At 47.6% G+C, this 18,715-nt stretch carries 12 protein-coding genes and 2 other annotated features; of the genes, 11 read left to right on the top strand and 1 reads right to left on the bottom strand.

The features are described 5' to 3' along the window. Positions 1 to 68 precede the first annotated feature (68 nt). The 4 genes from tsaD (at position 69) to BBG47_RS30655 (ending at position 4,476) form a co-directional block, all read left to right on the top strand. The gene (gene tsaD / locus BBG47_RS08355) at positions 69 to 1,070 is read left to right on the top strand and encodes a tRNA (adenosine(37)-N6)-threonylcarbamoyltransferase complex transferase subunit TsaD (protein ID WP_065291394.1); all 1,002 of its coding nucleotides are present in this window, start codon (positions 69 to 71) and stop codon (positions 1,068 to 1,070) included. A gap of 114 nt (positions 1,071 to 1,184) precedes the next feature. Continuing rightward, positions 1,185 to 1,471 (top strand) — a binding site (T-box leader). A 62-nt stretch (positions 1,472 to 1,533) separates the two neighbouring features. Then, positions 1,534 to 1,813, top strand: a binding site (T-box leader). 143 nt (positions 1,814 to 1,956) lie between these two features. Further along, positions 1,957 to 3,531 (top strand): 2-isopropylmalate synthase, encoded by a 1,575-nt coding sequence (locus BBG47_RS08360; protein WP_065291361.1) that lies wholly within the window; start codon positions 1,957 to 1,959, stop codon positions 3,529 to 3,531. A 468-nt stretch (positions 3,532 to 3,999) separates the two neighbouring features. Beyond that, on the top strand, positions 4,000 to 4,170 hold the full coding sequence (locus BBG47_RS30650; protein WP_254659786.1) for a YbaK/EbsC family protein: 171 nt from the start codon (positions 4,000 to 4,002) through the stop codon (positions 4,168 to 4,170). A gap of 24 nt (positions 4,171 to 4,194) precedes the next feature. Continuing rightward, positions 4,195 to 4,476 (top strand): YbaK/EbsC family protein, encoded by a 282-nt coding sequence (locus tag BBG47_RS30655; protein WP_254659787.1) that lies wholly within the window; start codon positions 4,195 to 4,197, stop codon positions 4,474 to 4,476. Positions 4,477 to 4,570: 94 nt separating this feature from the next. Here the strand turns inward: BBG47_RS30655 and BBG47_RS08375 are convergent, their stop codons facing one another. After that, entirely contained in the window at positions 4,571 to 6,541 is a 1,971-nt protein-coding gene (locus tag BBG47_RS08375) for an ABC-F family ATP-binding cassette domain-containing protein (RefSeq protein WP_065291363.1), read from the bottom strand. A 324-nt stretch (positions 6,542 to 6,865) separates the two neighbouring features. Here BBG47_RS08375 and BBG47_RS08380 point away from each other — a divergent pair, with 324 nt between their 5' ends. From BBG47_RS08380 to BBG47_RS08410, 7 genes are all read left to right on the top strand, one after another. Next, the gene (locus tag BBG47_RS08380; protein ID WP_083189164.1) at positions 6,866 to 7,546 is read left to right on the top strand and encodes a 5-formyltetrahydrofolate cyclo-ligase; all 681 of its coding nucleotides are present in this window, start codon (positions 6,866 to 6,868) and stop codon (positions 7,544 to 7,546) included. A 139-nt stretch (positions 7,547 to 7,685) separates the two neighbouring features. Continuing rightward, entirely contained in the window at positions 7,686 to 8,186 is a 501-nt protein-coding gene (locus BBG47_RS08385; protein WP_028531653.1) for a MogA/MoaB family molybdenum cofactor biosynthesis protein, read from the top strand. 127 nt (positions 8,187 to 8,313) lie between these two features. Next, on the top strand, positions 8,314 to 8,583 hold the full coding sequence (locus tag BBG47_RS08390) for a twin-arginine translocase TatA/TatE family subunit (protein WP_065291364.1): 270 nt from the start codon (positions 8,314 to 8,316) through the stop codon (positions 8,581 to 8,583). 76 nt (positions 8,584 to 8,659) lie between these two features. Beyond that, positions 8,660 to 9,442: a twin-arginine translocase subunit TatC gene (gene tatC / locus BBG47_RS08395; RefSeq protein WP_065291365.1), complete on the top strand. Its 783-nt coding sequence runs from the start codon at positions 8,660 to 8,662 to the stop codon at positions 9,440 to 9,442. 299 nt (positions 9,443 to 9,741) lie between these two features. Then, on the top strand, positions 9,742 to 10,026 hold the full coding sequence (gene groES / locus BBG47_RS08400; protein ID WP_021254326.1) for a co-chaperone GroES: 285 nt from the start codon (positions 9,742 to 9,744) through the stop codon (positions 10,024 to 10,026). A 124-nt stretch (positions 10,027 to 10,150) separates the two neighbouring features. Beyond that, positions 10,151 to 11,788, top strand: a complete 1,638-nt coding sequence (groL, locus tag BBG47_RS08405) for a chaperonin GroEL (protein ID WP_021254325.1) — start codon at positions 10,151 to 10,153, stop codon at positions 11,786 to 11,788. A 467-nt stretch (positions 11,789 to 12,255) separates the two neighbouring features. Further along, a complete protein-coding gene (locus BBG47_RS08410; RefSeq protein ID WP_083189165.1) occupies positions 12,256 to 18,288 on the top strand; it encodes an S-layer homology domain-containing protein in 6,033 nt (2,010 codons plus the stop codon). Positions 18,289 to 18,715 lie beyond the last annotated feature (427 nt).

Below are 18,715 nucleotides of genomic sequence, written 5' to 3' on the forward strand. Positions count from 1 at the left end.
GCGCTAACTGATTAAAGCAGGTGAAATCATTGACGAACCAATCTATTAAAGATAATTCTTGCCTCATTATGTCTATTGAAACAAGCTGCGATGAGACCTCAGTAGCTATCGTCCGCGATGGACGAGAGGTGCTGTCCAATATGGTGTCCAGTCAAATCGACGTTCATCGCCGCTTCGGCGGAGTTGTTCCGGAGATTGCCTCTCGCAAGCATGTCGAGACGATTACGGTGATGCTGGAGCAGGCGCTTCAGGAAGCAGACGTTACGATGGCAGATGTAGATGCAATTGCGGTAACACAAGGGCCGGGTCTAGTCGGATCGCTGCTTGTTGGCGTTGTTGCAGCCAAATCACTGTCTATGGCACTTGATATTCCGCTCATTGGAACTCATCATATTGCTGGTCATATTTATGCGAATCGACTAGTGGAAGAGATTGAGTACCCATGCATGGCGCTCGTAGTGTCTGGTGGTCATACAGAACTTGTGCTCTTGGAGGAAGAAGGAAAATTTCAGGTAATCGGGCGTACAAGAGACGACGCAGTAGGCGAGGCTTATGACAAGGTAGCACGGGCAGTCGGCTTCCCATATCCGGGAGGTCCGCATATCGACCGGCTGGCAGTTGAATCAACCGAGGAGGTCGAGATGCCCCGAGCTTGGCTTGATCCCGAATCGTACGACTTCAGCTTCAGTGGATTGAAATCTGCCGTGCTGAATGCGGTCAACCAGGCAAAGATGAAGGGGGACGAGCCGAATTACGCAGGAATTGCCCGTGGATTCCAGCTCTCTGTCATCGACGTGCTGATTGGCAAAGCGATGCGGGCTGTTCAACAATACGGCGCGAAGCAGCTTCTGCTGTGCGGAGGGGTTGCCGCCAACCGGGGCCTACGGGCCGCATTGGCAGAACGCTGTGCTGCTGAGGGGATTCCACTACTCATCCCGCCATTCGAATATTGTACGGACAATGCGGCAATGATCGGAGCAGCTGCTTATTTGAAGTGGAAGCATGGTCAGTCTACGCCGCTTGACTTCAAGGCAGAGCCATCGTTCTCCTTAGAAGCGTGGTTCGTGTAATCCATTGCAGAATGCAGCTTCTTTCAAGCGTCGATAATTAGGTATTGACGATTTCAGATGAGGGCAATATAATAATCATCAAACCTAAATCCTTCCATGGAATGGGAAATACGGTATAACGCTAAGATCAGGAGTAGTAGGGAAATTGCTGTTCAAATGAAGAGAGCTGCGGGATGGTGCAACGCAGTGGCAGCAAGCCTGAACTCGCCTGTGAGCGGATCGGCGGAATGAAGTACGCAGATACGGAAGCCCCCGTCATCGGGCGTACATGACGATATATTATTTTAGGCTGTGGCCTGCGTGTATCGACATGTGCATGAAGCGGATGAGGCTTCATCTATCGCGAAGATGGAGTTCATCAACTAGAGTGGTACCACGGCAGATCACCTGTCGTCTCTAACGAGGCGACAGGTTTTTTTATTGTTACCCAACTTAATCGAACGACAAGACAATAACATAGTATTCATACACAATGAACAGGAGTAGTAAGAGTTGAACTGTCTCACAGCAAGCTGCGGGGTGATGCGACGCAGTGACGGTAAAGTCTGAACTCGCCTGGGAGTGGAACAGCTGAACGAGCATGATTGGATATGACTATATTCCGATTATATTCGATAAGCGGTTACGGTACCTGCCGTTATCAGGCATGAGAGGAAGGTCTCGAATAGGAGCTGGCTGCTGCCTGCATCTTATATGGCCTTCAATCGGAGTGGTACCGCGGCATACAACCTGTCGTCTCCTGATACATGGAGACGACAGGTTTTTTTGTATCCATTTTCACTTTTGGAATATGACTGGACGACAGAACAATAATTTCCGTTTGAAGATGAATAACGAGTTTCTATGCTGATTACCTATAGCCTTTCCATATGAAGGAGGACTTTCTATGTCAACGAACAATAGCAATATGATTCGAATTTTCGATACTACGCTGCGGGATGGAGAGCAAGCGCCAGGTGCTGCTCTCACGTTGGATCAGAAGCTGGAACTGGCGGGAAGACTCGCTGCATTGGGTGTAGATGTCATGGAGCCGGGATTTCCGGTATCCAGCCCAGGGGAATTTGAGGCAGTACAGCGCATTTCAAGAATGTTCCCTGAGGTCGAAATCTGTGGATTTGCACGTGCGGTAAAAGAGGATATCGATGCTGCGGTTCGCGCAACTGAGGATGCAGCGAAGAGGCGTATCCATCTCTTTATTTCCGCTTCGGATATTCATTTGCAATATCAGCTGCGCAAGACTCGGGCAGAAGTGAAGCAAATGGCACGGGAAATGGTGTCCTATGCCAAGCAATTTGTAGATCAGATCGAGTTCACGGCTATGGATTCGACACGTGCAGACGCTGATTATGTAATTGAACTTGTAGAGACTGCTATTCAAGAAGGAGCCACAATTATTAACTTGCCGGATACAGTTGGCTATGCTCTTCCTGAGGAGTACGGGGCATTATTCCGCAAGGTGAGACAAGGCGCGCGGGGGGCAGAACAAGCTCAATTTAGTGCCCATTGCCACAATGATCTGGGTCTTGCTGTTGCGAACAGCATCGCTGCGATTCAGGCAGGAGCTACTCAGATTGAAGTAACAGTAAATGGGGTTGGGGAACGCACAGGCAATTGTGCATTAGAAGAGCTCGTGATGGCACTGAATACGCGGAATGATGTGTTGCGGGCGGGTACGCTGATCAAGCCAGAGCACTTATACGAAACGTCTCGCATGGTTAGCCGCATGATGCATTTCCCGATTGCATTCAACAAGCCGATTGTGGGCCGCAACGCTTTCCAGCATGAGTCTGGTATTCATCAGGATGGATTGCTCAAAAACCGCAGCACTTATGAGATCATGGATCCTGTTGAGCTGGGCATTCCCCATCATATGATTATTCTGGGCAAGCATTCGGGACGCCATGCACTCAAGCATAGAGCTGCCCAATATGGAGTCTCATTGGATACGAATCAGTTGGAAGAGGTATATGCGAACTTCAAGCAGATGGCAGATCAGCAGAAGGTTGTGACGGATGAACAACTGCTTCATTGCATCGGGGAGACGTTGAATGAACAGCTGGAGGCTGTTGAATTGCTTGATGTTCAAGTAATAGCGGGAAGCTCCCGCAGTCGTGTTGCCTCCGTGGTAGTTAAGGAGCAGGATACCGGAATGGAGCATACTTATGCCGGTGTGGGCAGCGGGCCGATTGAAGCCGTGATACGGGCTATTACGCAGTCCTTCTCTGAGCCGATTCAATTTGAAGACTTAGAGCTACATTCCTTGTCTTCCGGGGAGAATGCTGCGGGCGAGGCCATAGTGACCGTGTCGTGCAATGAATGCCGCTACCAAGGCAGCGCGATGCACCAAGATATTGTAATGGCGGCTGCACAAGCCTATGTTGCAGCATGCAATCAAGCCGTTCGAGGCCAAGTGGCTGAGTCAGACCCTATTGCCGAGGTGGGGACTGTGGAGGTATCCTAACGGTGTGTGGACAAAGTTATCCACATATTCCGTTGAAAACGTGGATAGAACGCTTTCGGCCATGCAGGACTAAGGATCTAGTTTTGGTGAAAAAAAGAATAACATCTGCAATGGAATACACTGGAATTGTGGATAATGTGGATAAAACAGTGGATAATCTTGGTTTACAAAATCAAAACACTGTTCTACCAATAAAAAATGAGTAGAAATGAAAACTTGATTGCTGTTTCATAAAGATGATTCTTGTGAATAACCTGTGATTTACGTGAATGTGGCCTTAAGGTCTGCATTTCTTCATGAAAATTCCAATTGGTGGAATGAAATGTAGGGCATGGATGCTGCGGGATGGCTTATCGTACTCGCGATAAATGATGGGTCGGTGCTGATGTTATACAGCACTGACCATCCATCTTGTAAGTAACCATTCAGAGTAAAATTGATTCACCGAGCTGTGATGGAGGTGTTGGAATGGATGAGCTTAAGAACAGTGCGCAGATCGTGCAGGACAAGCTTGCAGCTAGGGGTCTGCCCAATCAGGTTGTTGAGCTGCCGGATAGCACGAGAACCGCGCAAGAAGCCGCAAACACAATCGGGTGTAAAATATCGCAAATCGCAAAGTCAATTATATTTCGCAGATAGGCTGCAGACCTCCCTTTGCTGATTGTGGCAAGTGGGACGAATCGCGTAAATGAGAGAGCGATCAGTTATCTATTGAACGAAAAGATTGGCAAGGCAGATGCTGATTTTGTCCGAGAACATACAGGCTATGTGATCGGAGGAGTTCCGCCGTTTGCCCATAAGGAATCGATTGAGACGTTGATCGACGAAGAACTGATGAAATATGAAGTGATATGGGCCGCAGCAGGCCATCCCAAAGCTGTCTTTCAATTAACGCCTGAGCAGTTAGTGGAATTGACGAACGGAAAGGTAGTTTCTATCACATAGTTCATATGGATAAGTTGTATGGTGCCTGAAGTGTATACAAAAAAAGGGATCCCAATGGAGATCCCTTTTCAACACGTATTGAGGATAAACTTTCTTATGCCTCCATAAGCAGCTCCCACTCGGCATATACTTCATCAAGTGCGGCCTTGGACGCATCTAATTGTTCTTGAATCGACTGGACGCGTACATAATCATTGAACACTTCGGGTTCGGTAAGTTCTAGTTCACGAGCAGCAATCTCTGCTTCCAACTCGGCAATTTGCTTCTCGATTTGCTCCAGCTTACGTTGTCGTGCGCGTTCTTCTCGCTTCGACTGCTTATCTGCTTCATACGTTGATAATCCGCTAGGTGTTGCTTCTGATTTGCCTTCCGCCGTACTGCTCTGGAATGAAGCAGGTTTGCTCGGCTGAGATGGATTTGTGGAAAGCAGATCCTTATCTTCTTCCAGCTGCTGCTTCTTCTCTACATAGTCGTCATAATTTCCTAGGAAATGACACGTTCCTTCTGCACTCATTTCCACGATGCGCTCAGCCATCTTGTTCAGGAAGTAACGGTCATGTGAAATAAAGAGTAGTGTGCCTTCATAGTCAATCAGAGCGGATTCGAGCACTTCCTTGCTGAATAGATCCAAATGGTTGGTCGGCTCATCGAGTATGAGCACATTTGCTTGTAGGAGCATCAGCTTGGCTAGTGCTACTCTAGCTTTTTCCCCACCACTGAGGGAAGCGATCTTCTTCTGTACATCGTCTCCGCTGAATAAGAAGCTTCCGAGTACAGTTCGAATACGAACTTCCTCCATATGCGGATAGGCAGACCATACTTCCTCTATGACGGTTACATTCGGGTTCAAATTCGTCTGTTCCTGATCATAGTAACCAATCGTAACATTCGTGCCCCATTGGATCTGTCCAGCTAATAGATCGTGCTTGCCAGTCAATGCTTTCAACAAGGTGGACTTGCCGATTCCGTTCGGGCCAATGAGTGCGACCATTTCTCCACGCTTCAATTCGAAGCTTACGTGGCGGAATAATGGAGGCTTATGGTCATAGGATGCAGATGCTTCTTCTACTTTCAGCACATCTTTCCCGCTTTGACGAGTAATCTCGAAGCTGAAGCTTGCACGCTTCAGATCCCCTAATGGCCTATCAATTCGTTCCATTTTCTCGAGTGTTTTACGACGGCTTTGTGCACGCTTGGTTGTTGAGGCACGCACGATATTGCGCTGTACAAAGTCTTCAAGCTTTGCAATTTCAACCTGCTGCTTCTCATAGAGTTTCATTTGCTGCTCATATTCGGCTGCCTTCAACTCGATATATTTCGAATAATTGCCTGTATACCGCTTGGCCTGATGGCGTTCGATCTCGATGATCGTCGTCACCATCGCATCTAGGAAGTATCGGTCATGCGATACAACAAGGACAGCGCCAGGGTAGGAGCGTAAGTAACCTTCGAGCCATGTAAGGGTATGGATGTCTAGATGGTTCGTAGGTTCGTCAAGCAGGAGCAAATCAGGCTGTTGCAACAAAATTCGGGCAAGTGCCAATCTCGTCTTCTGTCCACCGCTCAACGTGTGAATATGAATCGTGTTCGGATCCATCTGGCCGAATCCCATGCCGTGCAAGATGCTTCGCACACGCGTCTCCATCTCGTAGCCGCCATGCTGGCGGAACCAATCTTGTTGCTCCGCATATCGACGCAAGATCTCTTCATATCGAGATTCATTCTCCGCAGTTGCAGGGTCAGCAATAAGACGCTCTAATTCTCGAAGCTCCTGCTCAGCCTCAATGAGGTGAGAGAATACGGACATCATCTCTTCCCAAATCGTCCGTTCTGAATGGAGACCGGTATGTTGGGCAAGATAGCCGATTCGAGTTTCCTTCGACTTGTATATGATGCCATCATCAGGTGTGAGCTCTCCCGCAATCATTTGCAGGAGCGTAGACTTGCCGGCGCCGTTGACCCCAACTAAGCCAATCCGCTCACGTTCTAAAATTTGAAAAGTAATGTTGGATAACACGGGGGTAATCCCGTAACTTTTGCATATGCCGTTCGCTTGAAGCAGCATCGGTATCTCCTCCGTTTTGGGCAAACTACCATGTCTTAAGAGGTTGTCCAATCCGTGCTACAAGAGCAATCAGAATTGAACATATCCCCTTAAGTTTACATGAAAATGCGGAAAAGTGCGAAGTCTTTCCATCTATGGTGATGATAATAACGAAAGCAGTTGGTATCGAAAATGGAGAATGCATGCGCATAGCTAGCGGAAATGAAGTAAGGATGGTAAACTAAGGTTGAAAATGGTGAAAATGAGTGAAAATAAGAGAAAATGAACATACATTGATGATATACGTCGCATGGAAGAGTGTCACGCAGACGAGGAGGGGTACAGTTGGAGCAAGCGGCAGATAAAGGCATACTACGAGAACGATTCAAACAGCGTCGAAAGGCGGTAATGGAGAAGGAGTACGATGTATCCAGTGCAGAAGTATGCAACCATGCTTCTGCCTATTTTGCGCAGCTGCGGGAACATTTGAAGCGCCCTCTTCGGATCTTTGGCTATTGGCCATTTGGAAGAGAGTTGGACATTAAACCCTTGCTTGCTGCATGTTTAGAAGCTGGAGATCAGATTTACTTGCCGCGAACGATCCCTGCTACACGAACAATGACACTGCATCGATGGGATGACCAGACGACGTTTACGGATGGCTGCTTCGGAATCCGTGAACCTGAGGCACATACGGACTTGCTGCCGAGTGAAGAATGGACAAGTCTAGACGTGATTATTGTACCTGGTATTGCGTTTGATGCTGCAGGCGGCAGACTCGGATTAGGGGCTGGATATTATGATCGCTTCTGGCAGTCTTATATGGAGAGCTTCACGAACAATCAAGATCTCGAAGGGGATCTCTCGGTCGTGCGGATAAGCTGTGTCTATTCTTGGCAGATTACTGATGATGTTCCGATGGAGCCCCATGACATTGGGGTGGATCTGCTTATTTCCGAAGAAGGCATAATTTTTTGCGAGCGAGGAAGGATTTCGCAGGAAGAGCTCGAACTTGGATTGCAGTAGCAGACTCATGGTATTTTTGATTAGACTGCGACTTTTTATATTGGACTAGACAGACACAGCTGAGAAAATATAAACGAGCTTTAGCATGGAACAAGAGATTATTATGATGAATTGGCGAATGGCGGAAGGAGGAATGGACATGCTTTGGAAAGTGGCGATATTAACAGCAAGTGATAAAGGTTCACGTGGCGAACGGGAGGATACGAGCGCACAGGTTATCCGTGAGCTAGTCGAGGAAGAATTGCATGGTGAGGTTGTAGAATACCGGATTGTGCCGGATGAGGTCAATGATATTTCAGCATCATTAATTGAGATGGCTGACTATTTCCAAGCGGACTTAATTATTACCACCGGAGGAAATGGATTAGCTCCGCGTGATGTGACGCCTGAAGCGACGATGAAGGTGATTGATAAGGAAGTTCCTGGATTGGCAGAAGCAATGCGTTACGCAGCTATGCAGCGAACTCGCAAGGCAATGCTGTCTCGTGCAGTCTGTGGAATAAGAGGCAAATCACTCATTATCAACTTGCCTGCAAGTCCAAAGGGTGTACACGATCATTTACTGGCGATTATCGACCAGTTGCCGCATGCTTTGTACGCGGTTAGCGGGAATTTGAGCAGTGCGGACGAATTCGAGTAGTGTGCCGAATTTGGAATGATTTTCATAAATTTGTTACAGTTCATTGGTATTTTCTACATATCTAGTATGTTATGATGTATATCATAGCATTTCATTTTATAGAGGCAATGAAAGGTGGAATTACAAGGTGTTTAACGGAATCGGGGTTTCTGGTGTTCTGTTGCTGTTGATTATTGCCTTGTTATTGTTCGGACCGAATAAACTTCCTGAGCTTGGGCGCGCATTTGGCCGCACATTACGGGAGTTCAAAGCAGGTGCACGCGATATTATGGGCGATGACGAAGAATCCAAGCCTGCTCGCAAGGAAGTGCAGTATGTAGATGTAGAGAAGTCTGGACAGCCTTCTCCTACGGCGTCGGCGACTCAAACCGAATCACAACGGCGTTTGCCGGAATAATGCTTCGCTGGTGACAGGCCTTTTGGCTGCGGCCTAGCGAAGATTGCAACAATGTGATGAACAGGCTGGTGTAGCAATGTCGATAGAAAAGGAAGACCAAATGACAATGGTCGAGCACATTGTCGAACTGCGCAAACGGATTGTTCTCATTCTGGTGGCGCTTGTTATCGGACTTGTAGGCGGACTTATACTAGCTGATCCGATCTATACCTACCTGCGCAGTGTCGAGCCGGCCAAAAATATGCCGCTGCATGGATTTTCGCTCTGGGATGGCATCAATATTTATATGAAGTTCGCCTTTATTTTTGCTTTGGCGATTACACTGCCGATTACGCTGTATCAACTGTGGGCTTTTGTCAGTCCCGGCTTGAGAGTGATAGAGCGGCGAGCGGCTCTTCGTTATGTGCCCTTTGTGTTCGTATTATTTTTGTTAGGGCTGTCATTTGCGTATTTTGTTGTCTTTCCGATGGCTTTCGAGTTTACTTCTAGTATTAATGAGCACATGGATCTGCAAGCAACGTATGGGATTACGCAATATTTCTCGTTCATGTTCAATATATTGCTCCCGATATCGCTGCTGTTTGAGCTGCCAGTTGTGATTATGTTCCTGACACGAATACGGCTGTTAAATCCGCTTCGGCTGCGGAAAATGCGCCGTTTAGCGTATTTTATCTTAATTGTGTTAGGTACGATGCTGTCGCCGCCGGATGTCATTTCAGACATCTTGGTGTCGATACCGCTGCTCATCCTTTATGAGTTAAGTGTGTTCTTGTCCTCGATTGTATATCGCAAACAGATAGCAGAACAGCTTGCTTGGGAGAAAGAGTTCGATGAATCTGCAGATGCGACAATCGCCTAAGTTATAAATGCAGGTAGAGAGAGTGTGATTTGATTTGCACTTTTTCTTACCTGCATTTTTTGTTGAAAACAGCCTGTCTTCATAAGCTTAGGAGACATAGTGGTTATAAAAAGTTAAAAATTTTTAAGCGTATACCCCCTTGCAATCGAATCTTAAAATCAGTATCATAAGAATTGTTATTAGCACTAACCACTATCGAGTGCTAACACATTACTAATTTTGTTGTGGAGCCTTTGTCCGTACTATCGGGCATCGGATTCTTCACTTTATAACTCTTGTTTAAAAGGAGGCTATTTTTCATGATCAGACCTTTAGGTGAACGCGTATTGATCGAGGCAATTGCGAAGGAGGAAACTACAGCTTTCGGAATCGTATTGCCGGACACTGCCAAAGAAAAGCCGCAAGAAGGTAAAGTTGTGGCAGTAGGTAACGGAGTGTGGAAAGACGGCCAACGTGTGGCTTTGGAAGTAAAAGAAGGCGACCGCGTGCTGTTCTCCAAATACGCTGGAACTGAAATCAAATTCGAAGGCAAAGAATACTTGATTATGAAAGAAAGCGACATCCACGCAGTAATCGGCGAATAGAGCCGGAGAGCGTATGCGCTCATTTTGCAATCACATGATCACGTTCCAGAGTGGGAACCGCTGAATCACATACATGAAGATGAATGAATGAACATATTGATACGAATTGAGGAGGGTTTCACTAATGGCTAAGGATATTTTGTTCTCTGAAGAAGCACGTCGTGCGATGCTTCGTGGTGTAGATGCTTTGGCAAATGCGGTTAAAGTGACACTTGGACCAAAAGGTCGCAACGTTGTATTGGAGAAGAAATTCGGTTCTCCGCTTATTACGAATGACGGTGTAACAATCGCGAAAGAAATCGAGTTGGAAGATGCATTCGAAAACATGGGTGCACAACTCGTTAAAGAAGTAGCTACGAAAACAAACGACGTTGCTGGTGACGGTACAACTACAGCTACAGTTTTGGCTCAAGCGATGATTCGCGAAGGCTTGAAGAACGTTACAGCTGGCGCGAACCCAATGGTAGTTCGCAAAGGTATCGAGAAGGCTGTTCGTGCAGCAGTTGAAGAATTGCACAACATTGCGAAGCCGATCGAAGGCAAGCAAAACATTGCTCAAGTTGCAGCGATCTCTGCAGCTGACGATGAAGTAGGTACGTTGATTGCTGAAGCGATGGAGAAAGTTGGCAAAGATGGCGTAATCACTGTCGAAGAATCCAAAGGATTCAACACAGAGCTTGAAGTGGTTGAAGGTATGCAATTCGACCGCGGATACATCTCTCCATACATGATCACAGACACTGACAAGATGGAAGCTGTTCTGGACAATCCGTACATCTTGATCACAGATAAGAAAATCTCGACAATCCAAGAAATCTTGCCAGTATTGGAGAAAGTCGTTCAACAAGGCAAGCAGCTCGTTATCATCGCTGAAGATGTAGACGGCGAAGCACTTCCTACATTGGTTCTGAACAAATTGCGCGGTACATTCACTTGCGTAGCTGTTAAAGCTCCAGGCTTCGGTGACCGTCGTAAAGCAATGCTGCAAGATATCGGCGCATTGACTGGCGGCCAAGTCATTACAGAAGAGCTTGGTCTCGAATTGAAATCGACTACGATCGATCAATTGGGTACTGCTCGCCAAGTTCGCGTAACAAAAGAAAACACAATCGTCGTAGATGGAGCTGGCAACAAAGCGGACATCGATGCGCGTGTGAACCAAATCCGTACGCAATTGGAAGAAACAACTTCCGAATTCGACAAAGAGAAGCTGCAAGAGCGTCTTGCTAAATTGGCAGGCGGCGTAGCAGTTATCAAAGTTGGTGCGGCTACTGAAACGGAATTGAAAGAGCGCAAATTGCGCATTGAGGATGCTTTGAACGCGACTCGTGCAGCAGTTGAAGAAGGTATCGTTGCAGGTGGCGGTACTGCGCTTCTGAACGTATACAATGCAGTTGCAGCTGTAACAGCATCCGACGATGAGCAAACAGGCGTGAACATCGTCCTGAAAGCTCTTGAGTCCCCAGTTCGTACAATCGCTGACAACGCTGGTCAAGAAGGCTCCGTTATCGTTGAGCGCTTGAAGAATGAAAAAGTTGGCGTAGGCTACAACGCTGCTACTGGCGAGTGGGTTGACATGATCGTTCAAGGTATCGTTGACCCAGCAAAAGTAACACGTTCCGCGTTGCAAAACGCAGCTTCCGTTGCTGCTATGTTCTTGACAACTGAAGCGGTTATCGCTGACAAGCCTGAGAAAGAAAAAGCCGGCATGCCTGATATGGGCGGCATGGGCGGAATGGGTGGAATGGGCGGCATGATGTAATAGAATCATTTTCGAAGCAATTCGAAGATGGTCGACCGCGCTTAGCGGAGGATTCTATTGCTGATTGAACAATTATTGCTCAATGCAGAGACAATGGGGAGTAATCCCTTATGTATCAGCAGATTTGAGGCTTACAATAAGCATTGTCCCATTTCTGTTCCATTATGCTAGATAAATCAATTAGTGGAGAGGCTGTTCATGAGTTCTGAGAACTTGTGAGCAGCTTCTTTTTCTTTGTCTACATGTAGATAAATGTTTCACGTTGTGTCGTCATCCTGGTGCCCTAGTTACGAAGCTCAATGGGAAAATCAAAGCTTTAGATCGTGTGATTCTTTTTTTTTTGCTTTCACTTTCTTTTACAGACACTCCATATGGGGATGACCTGGATATTACAATTTGGGGGTAGAATTCAGTAGCAATACATCTACCATTCTGTAACAGATAACAAAGGAGAGAGAAAAGATCACATGCGAATACGCAGAAAATGGATGTCTCTGGCATTGCTGGGGAGCATGCTGCTTGGTGTGCTGCAGCCCGCATTGGCGCAAGCTTCACCTGGATTCGATTATACCAAGGTACCGAAGCTATTAATTACGGAGCTGGTGCCGGATACGAAGAATGTGAATTCGGCCGACGGCTATGAGAGTATTGAGATTTACAATAATACGAACCGTGACATCAACTTCAGAGATTACAAAGTCGTGTATAACAACGGCAGCAACAATGACTGGTCGCTTACAGATAAGCAAGTGCCCGTGATCATCAAGCCGCATCAGACGATCGTGCTCTGGATCATGAATGGCAGTAATACGAACGAGCCGGCTGATGCATTTAACAGCAATTATACAATTAACGGATATACGTCCAATTTGATTGAAAATACGAACCTGTTCCGGATTGATGCGGGCGGAGGCATGGCGAATACGGGAGACCGCAGCATAGCGATTCATACGCAAGGTGGTGTCGAGATTGCCAAAGCGGCATATTCGGTAACCAAGTCCAAAGAAAATTATGGCATTCACTATAGCTATCCAATGGATGCAAGCAAGAATATGGGGATGGTAGGCGCAGCGGAATCGCAACCGGCTTCCCCCGGAACCGTCGAGGCGAATCAAGTGCCAGCATTCCCTTCTGATATCGGGGAACCGCATACTGCTACGACTCTAAATTTCGATCACGTGCCGGCAAGCAAGACGCTCGTAAATCAAGATGTGCCGATCGATGCGTCCATCACAGGAAACCTGACTTCGGTTACCGCTTCCGTCTACTATAAGACGGACGTTCAGACGGCTTATACGCCGCTAGTGATGACGTCGGCTGACGGCGTGAAGCATACAGCTACGATTCCGAGACAAGCGGTCGTTGATGGCAATTTGCTTCAATACTATATTGAAGCAGTGGACGGAAATCAGCAGCCGGAGCGTACGGGTACATATGCGGTCGAGATCGAATCTTTACCGCCGGTACAAGGGGACAAGCTTCAAATCGAGCATACTTCGGCGAAGCAAGTCGATGCGAAAGATTTACTCATTACTACGAAGCTGAACAATCCGGATAAAGTCAAAATTGACAAAGTGGAGCTGCTGTACAAGTCGCCATCGCAGGCGAAGTACACCCTGCTGGCAATGAAGCAGCTGCAACCTAATGGCAATGATTATAGCGTCACCATTCCGGCGAATGCGTTCGTTGAATCCACGCTCGATTACACCATTCGTGTGAAAGACGTCGAGAAGAGCTACACCGTGGATGTCAATATTCCGCCATTTAACGCGGCGAAGGTCCCATCCTTGCTCGTAACGAAGATCGTCCCGAACACGACGAACGTACCGAACACGTCATCGGACGCATTCGAAATGATTGAAGTGTACAACAATACCGATGCACCGATCGATTTTAAGAACTACAAGGTCAACTATCGATATCCTGATGATGGGCCGGAAGCTGATTTGAAATGGCCTACGACCAAAGAAGATTTCATGATTCCTTCTCAGCAGTCGGTCGTGTTCTGGATTAAGAACGGAGCGAACAATAGCTATACGGCTGCGGATTTCAACAACTTCCACAAGACAAACTTGGTTGAGGATACGAACTTGTTCGTAATCATGAGTGACGGCATGGCGAATTCGGGTCGTCGTGGTATCGTCATTAAGACGAACACGGGCAAAGAAATTTCTTATGCCAATTATGACGCAACGACCGTATATGAAGGCGGCGTGAGCGACGAGACTAAGGAAGACAAAGCGATTCTATTCAAATATCCAATGGACGGCAGCATCACGATGATCAAGACAAGTTCCGGGCTCGCGGCGCCTGCCCCTGGCGTGATCGATCCGGCGCTCGTTCCGGCCGTGCCTGTACATGTCGAGCAAGACACGACGCCGCCAAAGGCAGAAGACCGCTCTGGCATAACGTCGGTCGAGCAATCGCAGAACCTTGATCTGAAGGCTTTTGCGGATGATGAGAAGCAAGTGGCGACGGTAAAAGTCTTTATCCGCACGGACAAAGAGGCGGAATATACCGGTTATGCGCTAACGCAGAATTTCACCGATTCGTTGTATCATTATCTCGTGCCTGCAGCTACGCTGATCGGCAGCAAGTATATTGAATATTATTTCATGGTATCTGATGGTACAAATGAGGTGGAGACGGCGAAGGCCAAGGTGGACATCACCGGCAAGCCGGGTCATGATCCGCTCCGTCTCAACGTGAAGAACGGGGATATCGTAAACGGCACGAAGACGTTGAAAGGGACGTCGGAGACAGCGCCTGCAAATACGTTGAAGTTAAGCGTAGACGGCCAAGCAATTACTCAAGGTTCGTTCGATGCATTAGAGCATGACGCATACTTTGTCTTCGAAGCGAAGAACGTGGACTATTATTTCAAGAATGCCGTCACGATGGGACCGGAGAGCGAGAAGGATAAGACGATTCTCTATACGTTCATGGATCCGATCCCGACGTATACGACATTGACTTTTAAAATCGATGCGAGCCGCTTCCACATTGGTGCGGATAACGTGATCTATATTCGTGCAGGATCGAAGACAAGCCCATTCGACGACCGGAAGGAAGAGAATAAAGACGATTTTGAAGTACGAAACGTGCGCTTAATGCTAGCGGACGGTACCGAGATTTGGGATCCACTCTACGTGAAGGGGAAAGAAATCAAAATCGGCGACAGCCCTGGGAAAATGGAAGGAATCGGCTTCAACTTCAATCTGGATGCGAAGTACTTCCAGTCGAGCGCCTATGCTTGGGATACGACCAAAGTGGCGGACGGCGCGCATCAGGTGAAAGTGACCGATAGCAAAAACGTTGACGTGACGGCGAATGTCACCGTAGACAATACGCCGCCTTCGATCAAGCCGAATGTTGAAGAAGGCAAGCAGTACCGCGGCAACTTTAAGCTGGATGCGGAGATCAAAGACCAGCTTGCCGGCGTAGACCAAGTGGCCGTGAAGCTGGATAACCAAGATATTAAGCTTCCATATGCTTTATCTTCCGGCAGCATGAAGGCGGGCAAGCACACGCTGACGATTACGGCATCCGATAAGGTGGGCAATCAAGCGGAGCGCACGGTAACGTTCACGACGCCGGAGGAAAACCCGCTGAAGCCGGAATTGATTGCGCCAACGCAGGGTCAATCCGAATTGGGCGGCAGCGTGGGTCTGAAAGTGAAAGTGCAGGATCCGACGAATGATCCGATGAACGTCACGTTCTACAGAGGCTTCCAATATGATGGCAACCGTACTGCAGAAGGATTCACAGGCTTCATGAACGCATCCGATAACGAACCGCCGAAGGTCATGATTCCGGAAGGAGAGCAGACATTAACGGCAGAGGATTACCGTAAGATCAGCGCAGAAGACGGCGATTACTTAGTCAATGACGCAGTGGAGCAATTCCCATACCAACGTTATGAGATTAAGCTTGACCCAGCGGTTCAGAAGACAGACCGCGTCGATATCGTCTGGAAGGGCAAATCAATCGAAGGACGTAAAGTCAGCTTGTATGCTTGGAACGAGAGCGCGAAGAAATGGGTGCAGCTCGTTACCCGCATTGCAGGCACAGAGGATTTCGAATTGAAGTCCACGGTTAAGGTCGAAGACTATGCAATGGGACAAACAATCCAGATCATCGTGCAAGATGAGATCGCGGAGATGAAGGAACTGAAGTCTTATACGGCCCAAGATCCGTATGATTTCTCTTTCGTATGGATATCGGATACGCAGTACTACTCGCAGAGTTATCCTCAGATTTACAAAAAAATCGTGAACTGGGTGAAGGATAACAAAGAGAGCAACAATATTAAATATGTCATCCATACGGGAGACATCGTCGATAAATCCTATCAAGAGTATCAATGGCAGGAAGCGGACGAGGATATGAAGGTGTTGGAAGATGCCAACATTCCTTACGGCGTGCTTGCAGGTAACCATGACGTTGGTCACCAAGACAACGACTATACGAAGTACTGGCAGTATTTCGGAGAACAGAGATTCAAGGATATGCCAGCGTACGGCGAGTCCTATCAGAACAATCGCGGACACTACGATCTCGTCTCGGCCGGAGGCAATGATTTTATTATCGTCTACATGGGCTGGGGTCTGGGAGACAAGGAAATTGACTGGATGAATGAAGTCGTGGCGAAATATCCGGAGCGTAAGGCGATCTTGTGCTTGCATGAATACATGCTCGTTTCCAATAACCGTGCCCCGATTGCCGATAAGATTTTCGAGAAAGTCATTAAGCCGAACAAGAACGTCATCGCGGCATTGTCCGGACACTATCACGATGCGCAGCTGAAGATCGATGAGCTGGAAAACGACAACGGCGAGAAGCGCAAAGTCTATCAGATGCTCGCGGACTATCAAGGCGCGCCGGAAGGCGGTCTCGGCTATATCCGTCTGATGCAGTTCGACATGAAGAACAACAAGCTTCACATCAAGACGTATTCGCCATATTTGGACGATTATAACTATTATGATCCTGAATTCTATCCTGGCAAAGACGAGTTCTCGCTGGATTTGGAATTACAGCCGAAGATCAAACGCGTCGCAACCGACTACATTGGCGTGAAGGTCTATAGTGAATTACCGATCGGCAAAGTGAATAACGTGAAGAGCGGCCAGCAGGCAGCTTTTACTTGGAACGGTCTCCAAGGCGATAGCTACTATCAATGGTATACGAAGGCAGAAGACGGCAACAGCGGTCAAGTGTTATCGGATATTTGGGGCTTCTATACAGGTAAGGTGAGTAATCCTGATCCAGGCCCAGGTACTACGAAACCAGATCCAAAGCCAGAACAAAAGTCTGATCCAAAACCTCAGCCTAAGCCGGAGACTTCTTCGGACAAAGGGGTTATGAGCATTAAACCTGGCGCGGATGGCGCTTATGCGGTAGATCGCGCTGCGCTTGAAAAAGCAGTCAATGAAGCAGAGCACGGTAAAGTGGCGATTAAGCTCGAGGCAGCGTCTTCGGAACAAGCGGCTCAGCTCGTGTTGGATGCGGCTGGTGTGCAGAAAGCGAAAGAGCGCAAATTGAGTATTGAAATTGTGGGATCTGGATTTACCGTGACGATTCCGGCAGCTTCCTTGCCGAATGGCATCGCAGATGCGGATCGCATCGTACTTCATATTGATCCGACGATGAATTCCTCAATCCAGACGGCAATCAACGCGGCAATCAGCTCGAACGGTGAACTGAAGTCGACGGGCGTAGTATTCACGCTCAAGCTTGTAACGGTAAAAGGGAAGACGGAGACAACGGTATTGAAGTTCAGCGGTCCGATTACAGTGAAGCGTACGCTTACGGCAGAGCAACAGAAGCATTTGCAGCAAGATTATGCGAACCTGTATCATCTGGTTGGCGGCAAGGCTGAGCTGATCCCTAGCGTATTCGATAGCAGCACAATTAGCTTCACGACGGATCAACTGGCGCAATTCGCGGTGCTTGAGCAGCACAAGCAGTTCACTGATTTAACTGGCGGTTGGGCTGATGAGTACATCCTCAAGCTGGCTGCGAAGAATATCATTAGGGGGATGGAGAATAACCAATTCCGCCCGAACTTGCATGTATCGAGAGCGGATTTCGCGACGCTTGTCATCCGTGCGCTGGGTATCCAAGCAGCAGAAGGACAGACGCCATTCGCGGATGTAGCGGCAGACCGTTACTATGCAGGCTATGTGAGCCAAGCGGCTGAACTGGGATTGGTACAGGGCAGCAACGGCAAATTCCGTCCGACGGAGCCGATTACGCGCCAAGAAGCGGCAGTGATTCTGAACAAAATGGCAGAATACATGAAGAAGCCAATTTCGGGATCGTCCTCCGTGCCAGCATTTGCTGACTTGGGCAGCATTTCCGGCTGGGCGAAGGATGCGGTGACGAAGCTGCAAGCAGCGGGTATCATTAACGGCAAAGACAACAACCGTTTCGATCCGCGCGGCTCAGTAACGAGAGCGGAAATCTCGAAGATGCTGTATATGATGTTGAATAAGTAACGAATACGCGCAGAACCCAAAATACCGTCAGGGATCATCCTGACGGTATTTTCATGAGCTCTACGTTCAAATATTTAAATGTTTATTCAATTGTATATTGTCTTTTCTATATTTTGTATGATGGCTTTAGGTATAATAGATTGTTTCTATGAAGAATCAATCTCAATCCTACTTCCCTTACTATGTCAACTTGATACAGAGTCCATTTTTTTCTCCGCATTTGGTTTTGCTGCTATGATCTATCTTCATAAACACAGGCTGGTCAATAGTTGTCGTAGCTATCTACTCAAGTACACACATTTTAACTCGTTGTGCCGATAGTTAATCAAATACCAATCCCAGTCCATGAGCAAATCAAACCTATTGTATCAAGACCTTGTTGTGGGCTTAATGGAAGATTTGAACGTTGATCCAGCTGTATAGAACA

The sequence above is a fragment of the Paenibacillus sp. KS1 genome, assembly GCF_001680695.1.
GTDB lineage: Bacteria > Bacillota > Bacilli > Paenibacillales > Paenibacillaceae > Paenibacillus_B > Paenibacillus_B suaedae.